Origin of the sequence: Draconibacterium sediminis, from assembly GCF_000949475.1 — a bacterium.
GTDB lineage: Bacteria > Bacteroidota > Bacteroidia > Bacteroidales > Prolixibacteraceae > Draconibacterium > Draconibacterium sediminis.
This window is the reverse complement of sequence record NZ_JRHC01000001.1, coordinates 1,393,861-1,417,548: the sequence shown is the minus strand read 5'-3', so window position 1 is coordinate 1,417,548 and position 23,688 is coordinate 1,393,861. Positions and strand designations below refer to the sequence as shown.

Sequence of the window (23,688 nt, the reverse complement as noted above, 5' to 3'; positions counted from 1 at the left end):
AACAAAACTCTTGAACACTGCTAATGATGCCCGTTTCAGCGCATCTCGCTTAACATTTTTAGTGCCGGTTGGTAATTCATTCCGGCTGCAATTTGCAAGTCGTTCCTTGCCGATGTTTTATCGTTGGTTTGCATAAAAAACATTGCACGGTTAAAATAAGTTTCGGGGTTATTCGTCGCCTGCGAAACGGCCTGCGAATACACCTCCAGCGCCTTGTTATTTTCCTGTATTTCCTGATACACTTTAGCTTTACCAAAATAAGCCGACAAATCGGACGGATTTAATCGAATCGAAGCCTCAAAATCGACAAGTGCCTCGTCGTATTTTTTGGTAATAGCATGAATAACGCCACGGTTGATATACGTAACATTACTTTCGGGATTCAGCTCGATTGAGCGGTTAAAATCGGCCAGTGCTTTTTCCAGATTTCGCTTTTGGCGCCACAACATTCCGCGGTTGCTGTAAGCCATAAAATTAAACTCGTCGATGGCAATGGCGCGGTTAAAATCATCTAAAGCTTTATCCTCGTTTTTTAACGTAAGATTGGCATTTCCACGGCTTAGCAAATATTCCGCTTTCCCGGGATTTAGCTCTACTGCCTTATTAAAATGCTTTATTGCTTCAGTTGGCTGTTTCAGCATCATCAGCGCATGTGCTTTGCCATGATGTGCATCCGCGTTTTTGGGATTAAATTCAAGCGCTTTATTAAAATATTCCAGCGCTTCCCCGTACTGATTTTCCTTTGATTTGATTTCACCCATACGCAATGCAAAAGCATCGTCTTCCAAAAATTTAGGAACGATTTCAAATTTTGCTTCGGGCGACATATTAATAAATTCAGGAATATTGGCAGCCCGGTTTCCTGAAGCAAAATACTCGAGATAAACCGGTGGCGAGTCATTTCCATCCTCGTCAATATGCGTGAGCAACAACTGCGTGTATGGCCCGTATTTTTTTGATGAAAACACCATCCAGCGGCTATTTGGCGAAATCGAGTGCCACGAGTTCATGTTCTCCGAATTACAATTCATTAAACGTGTTTCGCCTCCTTCAACCGGCTGAATATACAGTTTGCTGTCGGGCATTAGCAACATAAAACTTTCGGCTTTACAAAAGATCATGAATTTACCATCGGGAGTAAAACGTGGAAAATAATTGCTCATACCATTGTTTGAAGCTCCCGGAACGGGCTCGGCTTTTCCGCCTTTGCCATTGTTAAAAGGAATGCGGTAAATATCGAACTTAAAAAGTTTTTCGCGTTCTAAAAAAGCATTCAAAAATTTGTTGTACGCTTTGTAATCGACGGCTTGCGAACCTCTGAAAATTCCACTTTCTTCCAGGTGAGCAGCACGCGAGCGCGTAAAGTAAATGTACTCGCCATTTGGCCCCCAGCTGGGATTGCTGTGTACGTAATTGGTATCGTTGGCTCCTTCCAACTCGAAGTATTTTTCTTCTACCCGATCGTAAACACTCAAAATACCTTTAAACGGAAAAAACAACTGCGAATATTCAAGGTCGTTACGGTCGACAAAAATCTCCGAGTCTTTAAGTGTACTAACCACATATCGGCTGTCGGGCGATATTTGCGAAAGCAGACCGTAAGTAAACTCACCGTTTACAAAATTGCTCCAGTTCATGATCTCCTTTTCCGACATAACGGTTTCTTCGCCCACCTCAACAATTGCATACGCTCCTTTTTCGTCGCGGGCATCCACATCCATGGCCAAAGTTCCTCCATCGGCCGAAACCGAATGGCAGTTACCACAAACCGGAATATCGCTTAAAACAGTAGCCGGAGCGTCGGAAGAACCGATATTGCCCAGTTGCCAACGCACTTCGGTTAAATTTTCGCGGGCAAACTTAAAAGGCAGCGGCACCGAGCGGTAAAAAATGGGTGCCCCAACCGAATCTTTAGAAAACTGAAAGGAAACCGTATCTACCGGAAATGCTTTTTGTTTATCGTCGATAGCTGCCAAAACAAGTGATAATGACTGCTGTTTTGCTTGTTGTTTAAGCGCTTCCCAAACTTTAGCTGACGGCGACCAGCGCATTTCGCTGCTAACTTTTGATTCGTGCAGAACTTGATTTTCAGCATCCAGCACACTTATCTTCCACAACGGATTTGTGTTGTCAGTAGTTTCCCAAAAACATGTTGGAGACGGAAATTCGGGTGGAAAAACAGTTCCATCGGCCGGATAACTGATTTTCGCATCAATTGTGTTGGGAGGCTGCGTATTACACGCCAGCATTAAAACACTTACAGCGAATACGAAAATTGTTTTTACGATGATAGCTTTATTTTGCATATAAATTGATTGACAATGACCATTTTGGTCCTACGGATTTTGAACTAAATTATCCTGCACAAGAATTTGCGATTCGGGGATGTAAAACACAACTCGTGGATGATCGGGAGGCACAAACAACAAGGCGTCACCCTGCTCGTGGGTTCCGGGGTAGTTGCGATCCAAAGTCAAACCATTCCGGAAAATATCCCATTTTCGTTGTGCTTCAAAAGCCAGTTCCAGTCGGCGCTCTTCAAGCACCACTGCGAACACACTTTCCCGGCCTTTTAAATCGTTTGGAGAATAAAGCGCATCACCACTTAAACCGGCACGTTCACGAATTAAATTCACATCGTTAATGGCCTCGCCGTTTAGGCCCAGTTTGGCATTGGCCTCGGCGCGGTTTAAATACATTTCGGCTAAACGCAGGTACACCGGCGAACTTAAAGTGGGCCGTTCTTCCTGCATCGAAAACTTGTTGATGTAGTATATCGGGTAGCCATTTCGTTCTTTTAAAGTAACACCGTCGCTTTCGTATTGCGGTTCGATAAAAGCATGGCGTGCATCTTCTGGATTCTCGTCAAGCAAATCGCGGTAAGGTTCAGATGCATACATTTCGCCCCAGCCCTGACTGGCGATGTGATTATACATGGAACCGATTGATTCCCACCCACGATCGTCGACATCAACATTGTGTTTTACCGCAAATATTGTTTCGGTATTTTGCTCGGGTAATTTTCGGAAATACGTTTTAAAATCTTCGGTTCCCAAAAGCCGGTATCGGTCGGATTCGATGACTTTACTGGCATATTCTTTTGCTTTTTGCGCATAGCTTACATTTGGATTTTCGGGTGTACCCGACATGTACAGATACACGCGCGAAAGCATGGCCTGCGCCACTTCTTTCGACGCATAAATATTCGACCGCTCGCTTCCCATCAGCGCTTCGGCCTGCAACAAATCGGTAATTATCTGGTCGTAAACTTCTTTTACGGTTCCACGATTCGGCACATTTATAACCTGGTCGTCTAATTTTATTGGAACACCCAGATTCGTCTCCGGACTTTGGTAATAAGGCCTACCAAACGTATTTACCAAGTGAAACAGCGTTTGTGCCCGTAAAAACAGATTTTCGCCTTTTAGTTGTTTTAGTTCGGCTGAAGAATCATCTTCAACTGACAAAATCACTTTGTTACAACCCACCATTAACTGGTACGCTTTTTCCCAGAAGTGAGAGGTGGTATACATAGCCGGAAAATGCTGGTAGTTATAGCAATAAAATAAATCGTCGCTGGTTGTTCCGCTCAACGAAACATTATCGCCGCCATATTCGCCAAAAAAGTGGAAATTACGCTGGTAATAACTATCCTTCAAATAGTTGTAATTCCCAACTGTGGCGCCATTTAAACCAATAATGTCTTCTTTCAGTTCCGACTCTGGAATCCCTTCGTAAGGCTGGTAATTTAAGTTACAGCCGAAAGTACCAAATAAAATTAGCAGGTATAAAAACAATCTCCTTATCATCGTGAATTCCATTTGCTGATTTAAAAGTTTACTTCTACTCCAAATATATACTTGCGCGTAACCGGATACAGCGTTCCGCCATATCCTTGAATTCCCACTTCAGGATCCATTCCTGAAAAGTTGGTTAATGTCCACAGATTTTCGCCGGCAAGTTTAAGTTCGGCACGGTTTAACCCTACTTTATGAACCCACTTTACAGGTATTGAATAAGATAAACTCAGGTAATTCAGGCGCAGGTAACTACCGTCCTCTAAATAACGCGACGATGGTTTGTTCGACAGTTTATTGCCCAGCAACACCGGCCGCGGATGTGTGGCAATATCGCCCGGTTTTTCCCAGCGGCTCCAACCGTCGGGTAATTTTATTGCGTTATAGGTGGGGTAAGCACCGTCGTTATCTAGCGACTCGCGCAACAAATGATAGATTTTATTGCCATAAACAAAGTTAAAGTTGGCATCAAGCTTAAACTGTTTGTAGACGAAGGTATTCATAAAACCTCCAAAAAATTTGGGCGACGAGCTATCCATGTTTTGCAACGTTGCCTCGCTGTATTTCGATGTTTTTTCAATGATTTTCGTGCCGTCTTCAGCTGTGGTTACTTTTTCCCATAACGGATTACCATCCGATGGGTTTACACCTGCCCATTTACGCATGTACCAGGTGTTGATATCCCAGCCTTCGCGAATAATTTTGGTGCCCTTCGAAATGTCTTTCCCATCGTTTAATTTCAGCACCTTGTTTTTGTTAAAACTCATATTCAGGCTGGTATTCCATAAAAATGGAGATGACTTTACAATTTCGGTTTCCAGGCTGAATTCCAGTCCGCGGTTTTGTATTGAGCCCACATTGTCGGTATACCAGTAAAAGCCGGTTACCAATGGTAACGGAACATCCTGCAGCAGGTTATCAGTCCTTTTATCATAGGCATCAACTGTTATGTTTACCCGGTCGAACAATCGCGTGTCAATTCCGAAATTGAAGTTTTTGTTCGACTCCCAGGTAAGATCGGGATTAGGTAACCTGCGCGGAAATCCTCCGGGTTCGCCATTGTATTGCACGGTCATGTTATAAAGTCCCAGCGCTACGTAATCGGCAATATTGGCATTTCCTACCGAACCATAACTAAGGCGCAGCTTTAAATTATTTACGAAACCCAGCGACTGCATAAAATCCTCTTTTGTGACAATCCACGACGTACCCACCGAATAAAAATCTCCGAATCGTTGGTTGGCACCAAATCTCGACGATCCGTCGCGGCGGTAAGAAAGCTGCATCATATACTTGTTTTTGTACACGTATTGCACATTCGACAAAATGGATAAAAAGGCCGATTTTGATTTACTTCCTCCAATGGATTTTGACTCTGAAGCTCCGTTCAAAATTTCAAGCGAGGGGTAAATACCTTTCCCTTCGCCGTTCATTCCATCAATGTACGACTGCGTATACTCGTAAGCTACAATTCCAAATACCGAATGATCGGTATATTCTCTGTTAAAACGCAACACATTACTGGTCGACAAATCACGCGTATATCCATAAGCGTTGTATAAAATTCCGGAATCAGCTTCTCCATCCGGTGTACGCGAATCAGAGAGCTGTTCAAATCGCGATGTTCTTGTTTTAATCCGGTTGTTCGAAACAAAGGTAAGCCAGTCGGTGAGTTTGTATTCCACTCCTACGTCGTTCATGTACTGGGTGCTTCGGCTTTTAATGTAGTTGTATTGCATTTCGTACAAGGGATTCCCCTGATTTCGGCTATACCACTTCACGCCATCCGCTTCTGTCCGGCCAACTTTTATTGTGCCGTCGCTGAAGTAAGGATTATCCCACGGAAGCAGCACATACGAGCCAAACACCAAATCGTTTTCGTTGTTGAAATTATTCTGGAAGATCCCTTCCACTTTCAGTATCAATTTTAATTTATCAGAAGCTTTATAGTCGAGGTTTACGCGGCCCGAGAACTTTTCCCATTGGTGCCCGCGCGCAGCTCCATCTTCGTTAAAGTAGCCCAAGCTGGTGTACAACATTGTTTTTTCATTTCCGCCGCTGTACGATAAATTATAATCGTGAACAATGCCGTTTTGAAAGGCAATATCCTGCCAATCGACACCATTTATTACATTTTCAGAATTGGCCGGAGGAAACTGCCCCGGTAACTTATCGCCATCCATCGACATCACATAATCGTACAACTCCTGCCCGTTCATCAGGGTTAAATTACCGTGATTCACCTGCGTAATTCCGGTACTGGTTTTTAAGTTAAAACTTGATGAGTTAATTTTTCCGGTTTTGGTCCGAACCATGATGACACCGTTTGAAGCCCGCGAACCGTACAAGGCCGCTGCTGCAGCATCTTTAAGTACCGAAACCGACTCAATATCATTAGGATTTATATCGGGCGAAGTAGTTCCAAAAATAACACCATCAACCACCCAAAGTGGTTCGTTTGTGTAGTTGATTGATCCTTCGCCGCGAATGCGCAGGCTTGGTTTTTCGCCGGGTGTTCCTGACGAACTGGAAACCAGGACTCCTGTTGCTTCACCCTGCAACTGATTCAGCAAATGTGGACTGGTTACATTCGCCAACTGTCGCTGGTTAAATGCCTGAACAGAACCGGTAAGCGAAGATGCCGACTGCGTGCCATAGGCCACCACAATTACCTCATCGATATTGCGGCTCAACTGGTTCATGGTTACAATTAAAAATTGCTTTTCGGTATAAGTCACCGTCTGGCTTTCCATACCAACAAACGAGAATTCGAGAATTGCCGGTGTTTTAATTACGTTAAGACTAAAATTTCCTTCAGCATCTGTTACGGCACCCAATATTGTTCCGCGAACGATTACTGTAACTCCCGGTAGTGCTTGCCCCGACTTGTCAACGACTTTCCCTTCAACAATAATTTTATCGCTATCGATTTCATCCACATCAACAGGAAACAGAATTACGAGCCGGTCTTTTATCGTAAAATCCACATTCTGCCCCTCGAAAAGAAGTTCTACAACTTCAATTATGCTCTTGTTTTGGATATTCAAATCAACTTTTCGTTCAACATCCATTAAATTGTTGTTGTATAGAAAATAATATTGATTTTGATTTTCAATTTCCAGCAAAACTTCTTTAATGCTTACATCAACCAGATTTAGGCTAATGCGCGAATCCTGCGAATTAGCCGTTATTGAGATAAATGAGAGGGCTAGTAATGTTGCTACAAAAATTACCAGTTTCATAATCTAATACACTTAAAAATAAAATGGTATCGACAGTTAAACCTGTCAATCTGCATTTTTTATTATTTTTGACGTGAATTAGATTCAATCAAATTTATTACCTGAGGGCAATTCAGGTAAGTTACACAGGGAAGAGTTCCAATCCTCCCTGTGTTTTTTTCTTAAAACTTAAAAACTACTTCTATTTATTGCGCTCCTTTAATATGATTTTTCTTTTCGAATAAGTACCGTCCTGATCTTTCGATGCCGGAATTATGGAGTATTCAATAGGCGATGAGATACAGAGGTAATCAAGCACCTGATCGATCGATCCGTTAATGAATGTTGCTGTAAATATCAACACATTCAAATCGTCGTCAGCAAGTTCAATATCCACATTGTACCAATTTTCCAGTTTTTGTACTACCGTTTCAATTCCATCCTCAAAAAATACAATCTTTCCATCTTTCCAGGCATTGTACTTATTCAAACTCTTTTCTTTTTGAATTACGATATTATGTTTCTCGTTATTGTAAATAGCCACTTCGTTTGGTGTTAACGAAACCAAAGCATCCTCATCGTCGGAATTTGCTTTAAGAAGACTTACTTTTCCTTCTTTGAGAGCAACAGTTAACTCAGGTGCATTCTCGTAGGCCGAAACATTAAACGCCGTTCCCAGCACTTTAACATCAAGCGCCGATGTTTGCACAATGAATGGTTTCGCTGCATTTTTTGTCACCTCGAAAAAGGCTTCACCAACCAATTCAATACGTCTTTCTTCCAAATTATCGAAAGAGTTTGGATAGTGCAGGCGGCTTCCCGAGTTTAACCAAACCTTGGTTCCATCAGCCAGTTCAAACTGTGTTTGTGTGCCAAAAGCTGTTGATATATCCTGGTACACAACATGCTCTTTCCCTGACGACGAAATATGTTTATACAGCGAGGAAATTGCAATTGACACCAATAAAACAGCAGCTACCTGCCTTGCAATCACCAACCACCGTTTCTTCGATTGGGTAAATGAAATTCGCTCTTTTGTTTTTAGCAAAGAAGCCTCAACGTCAATAGCGCCACCAACAACCAAATCTTCCGATTTTTTCCAAAGTTGCTGGTAAGCCTCGTATTCCCGGGCATTCTCTTCCGAATCTGAAATCCATCCATTGAGCTGCGATTTCTCCTCATCACTCAATCCACCAAAAACGGATTTCGAGAGCAGGTGTTCGATATTTTTATTCGTACCAGACATTAATTCAAATTGATTCCTTTTTATAAGACGTATCCCGCTTGTGCACCCCCTACATCAAATTTTATTTTTTTTTGAGATTAAGGCACAAGTTCTAATCTTTCAGGCCATTTATATGGCTCAAAATTATAATTCTTAGGCAGAATACTCTGTCCGTTCAGCTATTTTTTCCCGACTGCTTATTTTACGTTTAGCTGACCTTCGGAATTGGCATTGTTCAGGTTTTTCACTTTTGTTGTGCCGCCACCTTTCAATGTTAATTCAATCGGTTTATTGGTTTTCCATGCACCGCGGGTAAAATCAGGAACGTCGATTGGTTTCGAACCATTTGCGATCGACCATTCACTTAATGGCGTAATACACGACCATGTTGCGGCATCATAAACATCCATATCCATTGGTAAACCGTTTCGTAAACAGTCGATTAAACGCCAGTCCATTAAGAAGTCCATTCCTCCATGACCTCCAACTTGTTTTGCCATAGTACCAATTCTACTAACAATCTCAGGCGTATATTTTTCCTGCAACTCTTTCATTTTTGCCTCATCGGCAACTTCGTGCCCGAATGCAATGTGTTGCAATGGCCATTTCTGAGCAAAACATTTAGTACCGCTCAACATATGAATACGTGAATATGGGCGCGGAGATGAAATATCATGCTGAATCATTATTGTACGCCCCTTAACGGTACGAATCATTTGCATATCCATATTTCCACGCATTTCAACACCTATAAACTGCTGTAAATCCGGACGATCAGGTGCTAATTCTTTTATGCGGTTTTTTAATGTAAAATCGTCCGATATCATTGAAGTAAGGTAATCCAAACGGTCGCCCCGGTTAATATCCATTGCCTGGCAAATCGGGCCTAAACCATGGGTTGGGTAAACGTTTGCTTTACGTGTGTTTTCGTGCAAACGCCATAATTTATCGTAGGCTCCATCGCCTCGTGGTTTATCGTCTTGTGGTTTATTAAAGTGCCAGTAATCCAAATCATGAATGTAAGCGCCTTCACCATGCACCAGGTCGCCAAATACACCCTGGCGAGCCATATTCAAGGTTAACAGTTCAAAGAAATCGTAACAACAGTTTTCAAGAATTACACAGTGTTTTTTGGTTTGTTCCGAAACCTCAACCATTTCCCAACATTCGTCCATGGTTTTTGCAGTTGAAACTTCAACAGCTGCATGGCTACCACCGCGCATTGCTGCCAAAGCAACAGGTACGTGCCACTCCCATGGGGTTGCAATGTAAACCAGGTCAACCAGTCCGCTATCGCACAGTGCTTTAAATGCTGTATCGCTTCCTGTAAATTCTTTTGCTTTGGGCAGGCCGGATTTTGCCAAAGAAGCCTGGGCTCCATCAATGGCCGCCTGACGTGTGTCGCAAAGGGCAGTAACTTCAACACCATCAATAAAACCCATACGATCTACTGCACCAATACCCCTGTCGCCAATTCCTACAAAACCAATTCGTACTTTGTCCAGTTTTGGTGCGGCATAACCACACATGTTAAAGTTCATTGAAGGAAGTCGCTCAGCCGATTTGCGGATAAATTTAACCTGTTCTTTTTCACTAACACTACCCGATGCCATTAGTGGTGTACTGGCAACAACTCCTGCTCCAAGTCCAATATTTTTTAAAAATGTTCTACGATTTGTACTCATCTTATTCGTTAATTTTAGTTTTCGTGTAACTGTTTTGAATTATTGACGAATATTTAATGGCTCTACCCTACACTGAAATGCAGAATATCTGAATACCCAAAATGGATTTATCAGATGATGTAAAAAGTTGTGAATAGAAATGATAGCGTATCAGAAAATGATTTGGGAGCAGTTTGCAGAAACAAAAAGCGCAGCAAGTTGGAACTTACTGCGCTTTAATCTATTGATTATTTTACTAATCGTCTTTTATTTCACTTCTTCAAAAATAACCACATCTGACTACGAATACTTTACAAGCTAATGGTACAAATATGACACAAAATAAATCATCTATTTTTCTACGCCACATCGGTATCATTTCCGTTTTTCAATAAAACAAAAATACTTAAGAAAAACCGGAATGCCATCATTTTAGATTTAAATGATTCTATATCGTTGATGAATCTTTTGAAATAAAAAATCAAGGTCTGCAATGAACAATCATCCAATTCTTTGTTAAATTTCAAATTCATCTATCATAATGATTTATGCCATTCTATTCTGAGACCGTTTCATTATTTTTGTATTTATGATCTACAATTATACTATCGTAGCTGATTAATAATTGCCAATAATTCGCTACATTTCTCAGTAATATACGTATAGTTTTTATCAGCAAGGACCTCATTTGGAAATAGTTGAGATCCCATCCCAACGCAAGTCACCCCTGATTCGAACCACTGTTTCAAATTATCCTTGTTTGGTAATACTCCACCCGTAGGCATTATGTTTGCATAGGGCATTGGGCCTTTTATCGCTTTTACAAAACTAGGACCTCCTACTTGTGAACCTGGAAATATTTTTACAACCTCTGCACCCAATTCATGCGCACGACCTATTTCGGTTACCGAACCACAACCAGGGCTCCAGGAAATTTTGCGTTTATTGCACACTTTTGCTGTTGCCTCATCAATCAAGGGAGCTACGATAAAGTTTGCCCCCAAACCAATATACATTGCAGCAGTTGCTTCATCTATAATCGAACCAACACCCATTATCATTTCAGGACATTCTTCAATAATCCACTGATTCAAGGCGGCGAAAGTTAAGGTCGCAAAATCGCCACGGTTTGTGAATTCAAACAATCGAATGCCTCCATTATAACAGGCTTTTACGATAGCTTTACATACTTCCAAATCTTTATGATAGAAAACGGGTATGATTCCTGTTTCCTTCATTTTTAATGCTACTTCTATTCTTGAGAATCTTGCCATTACAAATGTTTCTGGTTTAAAGTTCTATATTCAAAATTATCGTGCGACACGACCTGAAGCATCTCCTCCCATCAGCTTCTCCACCTCCTCTATCCTAATCTGGTTAAAATCACCAAATACAGTATGTTTCAAACAGCTGGCCGCTACCGCAAATTCCAGCGCTCTCTGATCGTCTCCTTCATAGCTTAGTAATCCATATATTAATCCGCCCATAAATGAGTCGCCTCCACCTACACGGTCAACAATGTGCGTAATTTGGTACTGGTGCGACTCATATAATGATTTTCCATTATACAGTACACCTGCCCAATTATTGTGATTCGCATTGATTGAACTTCTTAACGTAGTAATTACTTTTTTAACCTTCGGAAATTTTTCCATAATTTGTTTCGATACCGACTCATATGCTCTCCCCTCAACATGACCCGCTGTTACGTCAACACCTTCCGGGTGTATGTTTAATGCCATTGCAGCATCTTCTTCATTCCCCAAAACCACATCTGTCCCTGAAACTAAATCGGGCATTACCTCATAACAGGCCTTCCCATATTTCCACAGATTTTTGCGATAGTTCAAATCGCACGAAACTGTTAGCCCCATTGCATTGGCTTTTTGGATAGCTTCCAGACAAGCATCAGCTGCTCCCTGTGAAACTGCAGGTGTAATTCCGGTCCAATGGAACCAACTTGCTTCTTGAAATACATTTGCCCAATCAACCATTCCCGGTTTGATTTCTGAAAAAGACGAATTAGCACGATCGTAAACCACCTTACTACCCCGGCTAACTGCTCCGGTTTCAAGAAAATAGATACCAAGGCGGTCGCCACCGTGAATTATGTTCTCAGTATTCACTCCATATTTCTGTAAATCCATTCTACAAGCTCGCCCCAAATCGTTTTCAGGTAAACGGCTCACATAATCAACAGGTATACCATAATTGGCCAAAGAAACAGCAACATTTGCCTCGCCACCTCCATAGGTAGCTGTAAATTCTTTCGTTTGAGTAAATCTCAAATATCCAGGAGTGGATAACCTTAACATTATCTCTCCAAAAGTGACTACTTTTTTCTTCATATGATTATTTCTAATTGTAAATTAAGATTCATTTCTATATAGTGAATTTGCAGCATTCATATAACTCATTGCATAAGCTATTTCGGAGTACCTCGAACCGTCGCAACACATTCGCGAGATCTGATCCGGAATAAGTATTCTTTCATACCGGTTTTGTTTCAGGAATAACTCTGAAGATACCCGACAGATAATCCACATCAAACAGTAACGAAGCTTGCTCTGATTCGGGGAAAGGAAACTGGAAAAACGCAGTTTTAACAGCTGCTGTAAATTCTGTTTTTATGTTATAATCGTCTAACTGAACAGCATAATAATGCGGCTTTGCAATTTCTGTATCATGGCTAAAAGCCGAGGCACGTTCCTTTGCTTTAATTTTCACCTCTCCTACAAGAGGCATTATGCACATGGCTCCCCAGTCTCCGGTTACCGAACCATTGGGGTAACGGGTTCCTCGAAAGCCTTGCATCTTTTCCCGATCGTAACAATACGGAACGGGAACGGTTATTACACGATCAGTCCATAAAGCAGTTTGTGGTTTCCAATGGGTTAGCGCCGATGGGTTTCCTACAATGGGTGATACATATCCCATAGGTTCCTCCTCTTCTGTAACCGTTATATCGGCAATACTGGTTGCTGGACCTACCCGGGTATCAACATAATTTAATACGATGGTATCCGTTTTTTTTAGACCATAAGTATAAACCAGCACAACTAAAACTCCTAATTGTAGTCCTCTATACTTTTTCATTCGTCTGTAATTTTATTTTCGATGGTGATTCATGTGATTCATTTCAAAAACCAATTCCCCTCCATTCATTATTTCGCTGTGTGTTAAATAATTCCTATCTATAACCTTACCATTAATTTGAACCGATTTTACCACATAATTTTCTTTGCTCAAGTTGTGGGCTTTAACTGTAAATATTTTACCATTTGGTAAATTAATGGTTGCCTCACTTACCTGAGGAGCACCAATAATGTACTCTCCACCACAAGGGTTAACAGGATAAAATCCAAGAGTTGCAAACATGTACCACGCCGACATCTGTCCGCAATCATCATTACCCTTTAATCCATCAGGTTTGTTGTAATAAAACTCATCAACCAATTGGCGTATTAACTTATCGGTTTTTTCGGGCTGATGGGTGTATTTGTACAAATATGGCACATGATGACAAGGCTCGTTACCGTGCCAGTACTGACCAATGGTACCATGAATATTCCAAACCAATGTTTTCACTTCCGGCTTTTCGCTTGAAAAAAACATTGAATCGAGATGTTGAGCAAATCTTTCTTTGCCACCCATTAATTCAAGTAAACCAGGAATATCATGCTGCACATGAAATTGATAATGATAGGCATTGCCTTCGGTAAAGTCAGATTCTGGCAACCATTCTCCAACTACTTCTGATAAATCCACATCAGTTTTAAACTCACCTTTAGCATTTTTACCTCGCATGAATCCACTTTCGGTGTGGTGTACGTTCTTATAAAAACCTGCCCGATTCATAAGAAAATTGAATTCATCTTCCTTGCCCAACTCTTTTGCCAACAAGGCAGCGCAATAATCGTCGTAAATGTTTTCCAACAAACGAGCTACTGTTTCCCGGCCGTCATCCAAAGATGAAAGCTGAACATCGTATGGAATGTATCCAAATGAATCTACCAGCGCTACGTGGTTTCGGTAATGTGGTTTGTTTACAGAATTCCAGATGGCTTCAAAAACCTGCTCTTCGGAATAGCCCGAAGTTTTGATGCCTTTCAACCAGGCATCAACAAAAATTGGCACAGCGTGGTTCCCCACCATGGTATGTGTTTCTTTTGCCCACAATTGCCAACGCGGAAGATATTTATTGGCCTCCCTTGGGTTATTAGGGTCAGGCTCCATGGTGCGGTAGCTGTCCATCATCGATGTAAGAAATTTACTCACCAAATCAGGACTTAAAATAGTGTACATTGGATTTGCTGCACGATAGGTATCCCAAATGGATAATGTTGAGAAGAACTCACCTCCTGTAGCCTGCTCAATATTATTTTCTCTGCTGCGATAACGACCATCAATATCGGCAATATTGTTTGGTTGAATATAAAGATGGTACAAGGAAGTATAAAACGCGATCTTTTTTTCTTCATCTCCTTTTAACTCAACCTTGCACAGAATGTCATTCCACTTTTTGTTAGTCGCTTCACGAACATTATCAAAAGTATTCCAGCCGTCGATCTCAGCGTCTAGGTTCGCCTTTGCTTCGCTTATTCCTACCGTTGAAACGCCAATCTGAACTTCTAATTTTTCATTGCCATCCATATTGAAATCCAACAAATACCGTGGTGCATTTTCTTCTTTGTTTTCCGGAGTTTCAAGTTCTTTTTTATTAGCAATTTTTTTGCTGAACTTAATTACATAAAACAATTCGCGGTGAGTCCATTCTCTTGCCTTACGATACCCTGTGAGTGTATATTCATCTTCAAACTGCTGTGAAGCCTCTATAATGTTTTCTGAGATTGTGCTAATATCCCACGAAACGCCATATTGTAAGTCTATTAAAAGCTTTGCCGATTCAGGATTATCGAACGTATATCGGTGGTAAGCCACTCGCTCGGTAGCCGTTAATTCCACATTTACATGATGATTGTTAAGGTATACCTTGTAGTAACTAGGCGTAGCATATTCGCTCTCTTTATCATAGGTAGATTTAAAATTGCTGCGCAACGATGGATCAATTTCGTTGTTACAGTAAGGCAGCAACAATATATCGCTCATAGAAGGACAACCCACTCCATTTAGATGTGTTTGAGTAAACCCCCAAATCCATGGATCGTTATACTGGTATCCTGTAACATGATCCATTTCGTATCCGGGATAATGATTATTATATGATTCTGGACTGGGTTGTACCATGCCCATTGGCGCTGTTGCTCCGGGGAAACAATGCCCCTCGTGCTGGGTACCGATAAAGCTGTTTACATATTGAGTATAGTCTGTTTCTGGCTGTTTACTGTTGCATGCCGGAAAAAGCAATGAAACAAGCAGAATTAACAAAAGGTAAAAAGTAAGTTTTGTTGATCGCATATTTTCTGTAACCGATTTTATTGCTTATTAAAGACCATTCGAGTAATGCAGGAATTGTAACTTACTGTTTTGAATTTAAGATATACGTTTCAATACTGTAAGGACTCACTTTAATTTGGTTAACCTGTTTAGGATTTTCCTCAATAAGGTTGGTGTGTCGAAGATTATTTAATTTGAAATACGAATTCAAATGAGGCGCTGCAGCTTTCCCTTCAGCATCGTATAAACGCATTACCAGCCCCTTGCCATCTTCTGCCTTTTTTATTGCAGAAACAATTACATTTTCTTTGTCTATATTGAAAAACGAAATGCTTTCTTCCAGATTAGCTTTTACCGATTGCTCCGGATTTACCACCACTTTAATGGGTTCATTAAACTGTTTTGCAATGCGCGAACCGGCAATATCTCCCTCTTTTGTTGAAGTGAGTACATGGCTATAGTCATGACTTCCGGCCTGAGAATATTCGTTACCTTCCCAATGACAAGACGTACGGCTGGCCAGTAAAACATGTTGTAAAAAGTCGGCATCTGTAGTTTGAGTTGGATTGATCCAGTCGGCAGCTGCTACCGAAGAACTCACGGTAACGCAAACATCTTCGTTATTGGCCGAAATCCAATCCATAATCGCTCTGGGATGAACATCTTTACAAAGAACGGTGTAACGCTCTCCTGCCGTTGTTATTTCGTTTTTCCCCACTTCTACCGTACCAAAAGGCACTTCGTGTTTGATGGTTGAATTTTTGATAGCCACCGGATATGCCGTGCGGAACTCGCGGTATAAAGTACCATCCCAGTTAATCAGTTTATTGTTGAACTGGATGCGCTTTAGCTGGTGGTAAATAGTAACTCGCTGCTCAACACGAGCATGCTTAATTTCCTGTTGCAGTTTGTACGTTGTATACACATCGCCTGTTTGTTCCAACTCCCATTTTGCACCATGCACACTAACCTGGTCAAAATCTTTCATAAAGGGTTGTTGCACATCGCCAAATTCGCCGGCACCATTCCCCTCTGATTGCAAGGTGAATATCTCACCCACTTTAAATGCTTTAGTTGTAAATAAGTTGCGGCTCAGTTCCTTATCATATATCTGCTCAACACCTCCCTCGGCAAATGTTACTTTGTAAAAATCGTTTTCATATACCGGATTAAAAGCCACATCATCAGCTATGGTATTTCTCTTTGTTTTGGTCTGTACATAGTAGGTTTTGTAACCAACAGATGGAATGTTCTCAGCAACAAATACAATGTTGGCACGATTGAAACTTCCGTCGTCGTATTTAATAACTTTTGCCAACTGAAACGGCACCTCTTTATTATCGTTTGTAATTACTTTCAATCCTTTTGCTTTACCTTTAGGAAAATCAAGCTCAACGGTAACCGGGTCAGTACGTTCCCACGAAAGGCTATTGAAAAGTACCACCGGAATGCCCTTTTTCTCGCTGGTTTTTACACGCTGTGCGATAAACGTTGTAGCATCGTCCAATAGTTTTTCACCAATTACCTGCGATTTTACTAAATGCTCTTTGAACAGGTTGTCGGTAATGTCGCCATCGTGTCCCCCCCATCCGTGATCGGGGAATATTTTAGCTTGCCATCCCTTGTCCAACTCCTCATAAGGATAAGGCATTCTTTCTTCATCTAACACATCAGCGACTGTTAAGAATTTTTCGGCTGCCGGGAGTAGTTTTGAGGCTTTTCGGCTGGCCGTTAAAGCATCGTGATGTCCGGGGCCGTGAATATATACCCAAACGTTAGGGCGTTCACCCCAAATGGTATCCACACTGATAGCATGTTGCTCGGCCAATGGCATGTATTCATCAACGGTCATTAACTCCATGTTTGGGAAATGAACATCAATATTCTCACCCTTCTCGTTATACACCTCTTCTGTAGCATTCCATGTTTCAATAAAATTGGAATAATCGATAGCCGGCAACATATCCTGACTTGACAACAATGGTGTTTGCGTTTCACTATCTTTGAAATAACGACTCCACCATACTACCTGCTCGGCGCCATATTTTACTTTTTCGTCAATATCTTTTGAAAGGTGGATTAAATCTTCGCCATAATGGCCGGGTGAATATGTAAATACCGTGCTTCCGTCGGGACTCCCCCAGTGGGTCATGCTTTTAGCGTGTCTACTGATAATCATATAATCTACCCCGGCTTTTTTCAGAATTTGTGGGAACTGCATAGTTTTACCCGGCACATCCACATTCCAATATACCTTTGAGTCGTAACCACCAAAATATTTCTTCACCCAAAGTTTACCCAAATAAAGTTGGCGTACCAAATCTTCGGCATCGTACATATCTTCGTAAGGGCAGTTGTAAGTGGCTCCTACCGAAAGCAACTTGCGATTCAGTAATGTGGTTAATTTCTCTTGTGCATCGGGATGACGCTCCAGGTATTCTCTCAACATTAAACCGTCTTCAATATCGAAGCCGTAGTCTTTACGGACAAAAGCATCTTTAATAATGGGGCTTAACAATAGGGTATCGCGCATTATAATACACGCTTCCGGGCGGTCTACCCAGGCTATATCCTGATGACTCGAATTCATAATCGAAATCAAACCTTTCTCGTATTTATTTTCGAAGAATGGCTCGTATGCAGCGTAGAAATCAGGTCGATAACGTTTTGTAAAATCAGCTACCCAACTGTTATGAAAATGAGCGTTTGAATTATAATAAAATTCACCTGCAGCTACATTTTCATTGATTTCACCGTTGCCTTTCTTAAATTTTACGTCATACGTTTTGTCGCCGTAATTAATTGTTAACGATTTTTTGGGAGCTTCTGCAACTACAGATGCTTTAGCCATTTCGCCTTGTTTCTTAAATACAGCCTCGTTACTTTTATTGCCATCTGCCACTACCGAAACTTTTTCGCCCACCAAATGAACCGGAGCATCAATTAAAAGCTTATCGTTAAATTGTTTGATGGAAAAAGAAACATCATTTAATCCCGCACCTTTTAACCACGATATGGCATTCTGAAGTTTAAAAAGCATAAACCAACCGTTTGTACCCATGTGCTGACCATATACGCTAACTTGCGCCTTTTCTCCTTTTTTCAGCATAGCGGTTGGTACCGTTAAACGAAAAGCACCAATACCATCGCCATTGCCATCGCGGCGGTACAAATAGTAAGTTGCGTTACCCTTGCCCGGGTTTTGGAGTATTTCCAGCCCGCCATTTTCGTTCGCTTTAAGGGTAAGTAAGGCTTTCCCATTTACCAAGATATCGTATGGCTCCCTAATATTTAAATCGATATCGGAATAAAAAAAGAAGTTAACAACTTCGTTTGGATAATTGGCTGGCACCATTTCAGTAAGAAATTCAAATCCTGCTTCACCGGTTGATGCACGGGCTATCATTGCGTCTCTAACATCGTCTCTTAACGATGGGTATGAATACATACCTCCACCGAGTTGTTCAGAAAATCCTTCAATATCGTCTTTACTAATTTGGTACAATTCATAATTAACATTTACACTGTGAATTTTGCTTTTCCCGGCACTTTCATGAGCTCGTATGTATCCCGGAACTAAAATTATAAGACCAATAATTGAATAAATTACTCGTTTCCATTTTGAACAAGCTGTAGTTTTCATATTCTTTTGTTTCATTGATTTCAACACATGCCAAATCGGTTTGGCTTTTTGGTAAAAAAATAGGCTAACATCTGCTAATCAGATATGAACCTATTCTCTTACCATCATAATGGTACAAAATAGAATTTATACTTTGTTCTCGCAAGTAAAACATTTGTATAAATACGTATGATAGTTCTCTTGTGACGAAAACACGAGAACTTATCATCCATTTCAAACTTTAATTGTCGTTCTGTACAATCGATATAGCCGCTTTCATATAGCCCATGGCATAGGCCATGCCGGCATACCATGGAGCATCACAACTCATTTGCGGTGTATGGTCAGGAATAAGTACACCTTGAAAATTATTCTTTTTCAAAATGCTTAAAATTTTCATCATATCAATATCCCCCTCATCAACAAATACTTCTTTATAAGTGGGGACTTTACCCACTACATTTCTGAAATGAATGTACCCTACCTTATTTTGTTTGCTATAGATATCTGCTGCATCATGCACATCTCCCTCAGTCATTTCGGCAATAGTACCTAAGCACATTTCCAACTGATTACTATTGCTATCCACCATATCAATAAGGCGTTGGTACATATCCGGCTGATAAACCAAACGAGGCGTATTTCTCACATAAGGCATCGGCGGATCATCGGGGTGTGCCGCCAGTATTACTCCGGCCTCTTCAGCAACCGGCACAAGATTCTCCAAAAAATATTGCAAACGGTTCCACAGTTCATCGTGGCTTACGCAAGGCACGTTTCCTTTAGGTGCATTTTCATCGTAAACCATGTTCCAAACCATGCCGTTGGGAACGGGAGATTCGTCAACAGAACCTTCCATCCCCACTGAAACAGCGCCACCACGGGCAAAGGGTTTTACCACCCGACTCGAAACGCCTGCCAGAGAAAAGTTATAGCCAAAACCTGGAATACCAGCTTTTCCAACAATGCGAATCTGCTCCTTTACCAATTCCATTTGTTCCGCTTTTTTGGGGCCATCCAAAAGAATATCGTGCCAAATGGAGGGATCGAAATTCTCGATGGCATACCATTCAAGTCCATGACTGTTAATTTCAGCTTTAATTTTAAGCAATTCCTCCAACGACCAGAGTTCACCGTTTCCGGCTCTTCCCCAGCCTTTTTTGGCACCAATGGGCTGATTGGCATTCGACTTGTCGTTATCGGCATTTCCGAAATAATCAACCATGTGTACCACCAGATGAGTAGCTCCACATTGTTTGGCAAATTTGTAATGCTGCTCATTCAGCATGTGACGATATAATCCAAATCCCAGTTTCATTATATTCTGATTAACTTATTTTTTTACTTCAATTTTATACGTTTCAATGGCATGATGCCCCACTTTTGTTTTCAACATTTCACCCGATGCAGGAATTGCTTTTCCATCTTCCTCAATGATATTGGTATGCGCTGCTTTTGAAATATTAAAGAAGGTATTGACATCTACATTCGTGTCTTTCCCTTCCATATCAACCAGACGAATCACCACATTCTCATCATCATCGCACTTTTTAACGGTACTAACCAGGGTATTGGGTTGCGAAACGGAGAAGAAGCTTTTTTGCGATGGTAAACTTGCCTTTTTGTTGGCACTGTTTACAGGAACCAACGGATTGTTGGCCTGAATGGCTTGTTTGTAACCATTCTCCCAGCCTGCCTCGTGCGAGAACACCGAAAAGCTGTAATGATGATCGCCTTCTTGCAAATACCAGTTACCATTCCAATGACAACTTTTACGAGCAGCCAATAATAAAGGCTGAATAACAGGATATTCTGTTGGGTTATCGGTAGGATCGAGATGATCGAACACCGCCACACTTGAACTCATGGTTACGCCCATTTCGCTGTTATTGGTCGATACAAAGTTTTGTACTTCGCGAGGATGAACATCCTTATTGTCAGGCCAGTAGCGCGCTCCGGAAAAACCGTCCATTTCGTCTTCGCCAATGGTTACAGTTCCCATAGGTACTTCGTAGGTTACTTTAGCATCAGCCATTTTTAGCGGCAGCGCCATGCGTAACTCCCTGTTTTTTGTGCCGTTCCAATTCAATAAATCTACACCAAAATCGATGCGCTTTAACTGATGATATATAGTTAGGTATTGTTTTACGCGTACATTTTTAAGCGGTTGTTCCAATTCGTATTTTGCAAAAACAGGTCCATCAACCACCAATTTCCATTCAGGATAATGCAAGCTTACCTGATCGAAATCGGTCATGTCAGGCAATTGAATACTAAAGAATTCACCAGCTCCGGTTCCAACCGATGCCATGGTAAACACCTCTCCAGCTCTGAAATTTTTCACATCAATCAGCTCTTTACCGAGTTCCTTATCCATAATTTGCTGAATACCACCATTCCCAAATTCAATGTTATAGAACTTGTTTTCGTACTTATTGGCTGCAACGGTTTTAACTGAGGCAGGAGCTCCTTTTCCCGATTTACTTACATAATAGGTTTTGTAGCCCATCGAAGGAATGCTTTCGGCAATAAACATCACCTTGTATTCGCCATTTACTTGCTCCAAAATCTGGTGAGCAACCATTTTTCCTTCGCGATCCACAATACCAAACTTGTTGTTTTTAGCTTTTATGGTAGTAACCACGGGATCGGTTCGTTCCCACGAAAGTGCATTGAATAATACTATGGCTTCTCCTTTTTGATCGTTGGTACTGATTTTTTCGGTAAGGCTTACCAAAGCGTCATTCAACATTTCCTGCCCCTGTTCTTTGGCAAAGTCGAGTTTGGCTTTAAAAACCGAATCGGTAATGTGGCCGTTGTTTCCACCCCATCCGTGGTCGTCGTAAATTGAGGCCTCCCAAGCTTCGTCGAATTTCTGCTGAGGATAATTGGCAAACGATCCTTCCAATACCGAGTTGATGGTAGTGAATGTTTCGGCTGCCGGCAGCAACATACCGGCCTCGCGTTTTGAGCTAACGGCCCAATGATGCGTTGGTCCGTGAATATACAACCACATATTGGGTCGTTCGCCTTTTATGGTTGGCAAATCTGCATTGCTGTTGGCAATTTTATCAAAAAACAGTTCAGTAGATGTGTACTTAAAATTTGGTGGAAAATAACGTGAAGTTTCTTTTACACCCTTTTCCTTCATCTCTTTTCGAATCTCTTTTGTCTCGTCGATATATTTGTCGAAATCGCCCGGGCCGATATAATCCATCGAATAAAGCACCCCGTTTACGGGAGGCAAATCATATTTTTCATAAAAAGGTTTCCAGGCTTGTGCCCTCCCTTCAATAATCGACATAAACTCTTTGGTTTCGTTTATAAACCCGAGTCGGTGTGCATCGTAATAATGATCCATACTCCAGCAAAGAATACTGCTGCCATCAGGACTTTCCCAGTTAAACAGTCCGCGTTTGTGGCGGCTCAACACAAAATATGGAACATTTGCTTTTGCCAGAATTTGCGGCATTTGCAACGAACGCCCCGGAACATCAACATTGTATGCCACTCGCGCACTTATCCCCGCGACCATTTTTCGGATTTTTTTTGCTCCACGATATACTTCACGAACCAATTGTTCGCCCGACAATAGCGATTCGTACGGTTGATTATAAGTAGCCCCCCAATCAAATCTTCCGGCAGCCGACAAGGCAAAAACCTCATCTTTTAATTCAGGATTGCGTTCCAGGAACTCATCCATGTATAGCACATTCTCCATGCTAAAGGTTACATCGTCCCGCATACGCATACGCTCCAGAGCCGGGAGAATACATTTAGTCGTTCTGTAATCAGCGGTATGCATTGGGGTATCTTCCCAACCAATATCCTGGTGGCTTGAACACACAATTTTTACTTCACCATTCGCCAGATAGTCCCAGCGGTTTAGATCTGAATAGTAATCGGGCAATGCCATTATTTTCTGACTTTTGCCGCCAATTACTCCATTGAGCTGAAGCTCCTTAGCAATCATACTCACAGGCAGCCAAACATCAACTGCGTAGCCATTACCGTAGGCTACCAGATCATCTTTATTTATTATTAATTGCGAATCTCCAGACGAAATACTAAAACTTTTGTAGGTATCGGCAGCATTTTGGGGTATAAGGCTTAGTACCATTTTTATTTCTTCTTCTTTTTCACCCATACGAATATCTGAAGGTAAAAATTCAGTATCAACCAACATTTCTTCGGAGGAAAGTGTTGCATACACCTCCACTTCATGGATTCGTGCCCATTCGTTGCCGTTTTGTTCGGCTTTATCAATCCAAATGCGCAAATAGCGGGTTTTCACAGGATTAAATACGTGTTCCGAAATACTAAGCGTATTGCCTACAATCGGTTCTGTTAAGTTATTCCACGGACCTTTAGAACTATTAGCATATTGCAGCGTAAAATCAGCCAGGTTGTATTTTGGATCAATTTCGTATATCCCTTCGTGCCTTATTACAATTCTATGGATGTTTCGTTCGCATCCAAAATCAAGTGCTAGCCAATGCTCTTTTTGCCCCGGTTGCGAATTCCACAAATACTTGCGCCCGATGTTGTCCTCTTTGGTTGACCATTTGCCATCAATGGCATACGATGGCCCGTAATCATCCTTTTGAAAGCTACTGGCCGTTGCCGTTGTTCCCCACTTTGACAGGGCAATATTTGCTTCATTGTTTTGTGCAAATGTATGGTTTGTGCACACAATTATGGAAAATAATAATGCTGGCAATAAAAAATTTAGAACTTTAAATCTGCTTTTCATTCTTATCTA

At 41.4% G+C, this 23,688-nt stretch carries 12 protein-coding genes; all 12 read right to left on the bottom strand.

The annotated features are described in order from the left end of the window. Positions 1 to 35 precede the first annotated feature (35 nt). The 12 genes from LH29_RS05790 to LH29_RS05735 all read right to left on the bottom strand — a co-directional run bounded on the left by LH29_RS05790 (position 36) and on the right by LH29_RS05735 (position 23,679). Positions 36 to 2,306 carry a tetratricopeptide repeat protein gene (locus LH29_RS05790; protein ID WP_045026677.1) on the bottom strand — a complete coding sequence of 757 codons (2,271 nt, stop codon included), beginning with the start codon at positions 2,304 to 2,306 and terminating at the stop codon, positions 36 to 38. A gap of 30 nt (positions 2,307 to 2,336) precedes the next feature. Further along, the gene (locus tag LH29_RS05785) at positions 2,337 to 3,809 is read right to left on the bottom strand and encodes a RagB/SusD family nutrient uptake outer membrane protein (RefSeq protein ID WP_157493580.1); all 1,473 of its coding nucleotides are present in this window, start codon (positions 3,807 to 3,809) and stop codon (positions 2,337 to 2,339) included. 20 nt (positions 3,810 to 3,829) lie between these two features. Further along, a complete protein-coding gene (locus LH29_RS05780; protein ID WP_052670625.1) occupies positions 3,830 to 7,039 on the bottom strand; it encodes a TonB-dependent receptor in 3,210 nt (1,069 codons plus the stop codon). 181 nt (positions 7,040 to 7,220) lie between these two features. Beyond that, complete coding sequence (locus LH29_RS05775) at positions 7,221 to 8,264, bottom strand: FecR family protein (RefSeq protein WP_045026671.1); 1,044 nt, start codon at positions 8,262 to 8,264, stop codon at positions 7,221 to 7,223. Positions 8,265 to 8,440: 176 nt separating this feature from the next. After that, positions 8,441 to 9,928: a Gfo/Idh/MocA family protein gene (locus LH29_RS05770; RefSeq protein ID WP_045026668.1), complete on the bottom strand. Its 1,488-nt coding sequence runs from the start codon at positions 9,926 to 9,928 to the stop codon at positions 8,441 to 8,443. Positions 9,929 to 10,512: 584 nt separating this feature from the next. Further along, entirely contained in the window at positions 10,513 to 11,181 is a 669-nt protein-coding gene (locus LH29_RS05765; RefSeq protein ID WP_045026666.1) for a bifunctional 4-hydroxy-2-oxoglutarate aldolase/2-dehydro-3-deoxy-phosphogluconate aldolase, read from the bottom strand. A 36-nt stretch (positions 11,182 to 11,217) separates the two neighbouring features. Then, complete coding sequence (locus tag LH29_RS05760; protein WP_045026663.1) at positions 11,218 to 12,255, bottom strand: sugar kinase; 1,038 nt, start codon at positions 12,253 to 12,255, stop codon at positions 11,218 to 11,220. Positions 12,256 to 12,397: 142 nt separating this feature from the next. Next, positions 12,398 to 13,003: a hypothetical protein gene (locus LH29_RS05755; RefSeq protein WP_157493579.1), complete on the bottom strand. Its 606-nt coding sequence runs from the start codon at positions 13,001 to 13,003 to the stop codon at positions 12,398 to 12,400. A 12-nt stretch (positions 13,004 to 13,015) separates the two neighbouring features. Then, positions 13,016 to 15,325, bottom strand: a complete 2,310-nt coding sequence (locus tag LH29_RS05750; protein ID WP_045026657.1) for a GH92 family glycosyl hydrolase — start codon at positions 15,323 to 15,325, stop codon at positions 13,016 to 13,018. 61 nt (positions 15,326 to 15,386) lie between these two features. Next, positions 15,387 to 18,947, bottom strand: coding sequence for a glycoside hydrolase family 38 N-terminal domain-containing protein (locus LH29_RS05745; RefSeq protein ID WP_198152347.1), 3,561 nt, complete (start codon positions 18,945 to 18,947; stop codon positions 15,387 to 15,389). Between the two features lie 220 nt (positions 18,948 to 19,167). Further along, a complete protein-coding gene (locus LH29_RS05740) occupies positions 19,168 to 20,244 on the bottom strand; it encodes a mannonate dehydratase (RefSeq protein ID WP_045026655.1) in 1,077 nt (358 codons plus the stop codon). 15 nt (positions 20,245 to 20,259) lie between these two features. Beyond that, positions 20,260 to 23,679, bottom strand: a complete 3,420-nt coding sequence (locus LH29_RS05735; RefSeq protein WP_045026652.1) for a glycoside hydrolase family 38 N-terminal domain-containing protein — start codon at positions 23,677 to 23,679, stop codon at positions 20,260 to 20,262. Positions 23,680 to 23,688 lie beyond the last annotated feature (9 nt).

What these genes read in the sequence shown, in the direction of transcription:
- LH29_RS05790 (WP_045026677.1), bottom strand. Translation starts at nt 2,306, where the DNA reads ATGCAAAATAAAGCTATCATCGTAAAAACAATTTTCGTATTCGCTGTA.
- LH29_RS05785 (WP_157493580.1), bottom strand. Translation starts at nt 3,809, where the DNA reads ATGATAAGGAGATTGTTTTTATACCTGCTAATTTTATTTGGTACTTTC.
- LH29_RS05780 (WP_052670625.1), bottom strand. Translation starts at nt 7,039, where the DNA reads ATGAAACTGGTAATTTTTGTAGCAACATTACTAGCCCTCTCATTTATC.
- LH29_RS05775 (WP_045026671.1), bottom strand. Translation starts at nt 8,264, where the DNA reads ATGTCTGGTACGAATAAAAATATCGAACACCTGCTCTCGAAATCCGTT.
- LH29_RS05770 (WP_045026668.1), bottom strand. Translation starts at nt 9,928, where the DNA reads ATGAGTACAAATCGTAGAACATTTTTAAAAAATATTGGACTTGGAGCA.
- LH29_RS05765 (WP_045026666.1), bottom strand. Translation starts at nt 11,181, where the DNA reads ATGGCAAGATTCTCAAGAATAGAAGTAGCATTAAAAATGAAGGAAACA.
- LH29_RS05760 (WP_045026663.1), bottom strand. Translation starts at nt 12,255, where the DNA reads ATGAAGAAAAAAGTAGTCACTTTTGGAGAGATAATGTTAAGGTTATCC.
- LH29_RS05755 (WP_157493579.1), bottom strand. Translation starts at nt 13,003, where the DNA reads ATGAAAAAGTATAGAGGACTACAATTAGGAGTTTTAGTTGTGCTGGTT.
- LH29_RS05750 (WP_045026657.1), bottom strand. Translation starts at nt 15,325, where the DNA reads ATGCGATCAACAAAACTTACTTTTTACCTTTTGTTAATTCTGCTTGTT.
- LH29_RS05745 (WP_198152347.1), bottom strand. Translation starts at nt 18,947, where the DNA reads ATGAAAACTACAGCTTGTTCAAAATGGAAACGAGTAATTTATTCAATT.
- LH29_RS05740 (WP_045026655.1), bottom strand. Translation starts at nt 20,244, where the DNA reads ATGAAACTGGGATTTGGATTATATCGTCACATGCTGAATGAGCAGCAT.
- LH29_RS05735 (WP_045026652.1), bottom strand. Translation starts at nt 23,679, where the DNA reads ATGAAAAGCAGATTTAAAGTTCTAAATTTTTTATTGCCAGCATTATTA.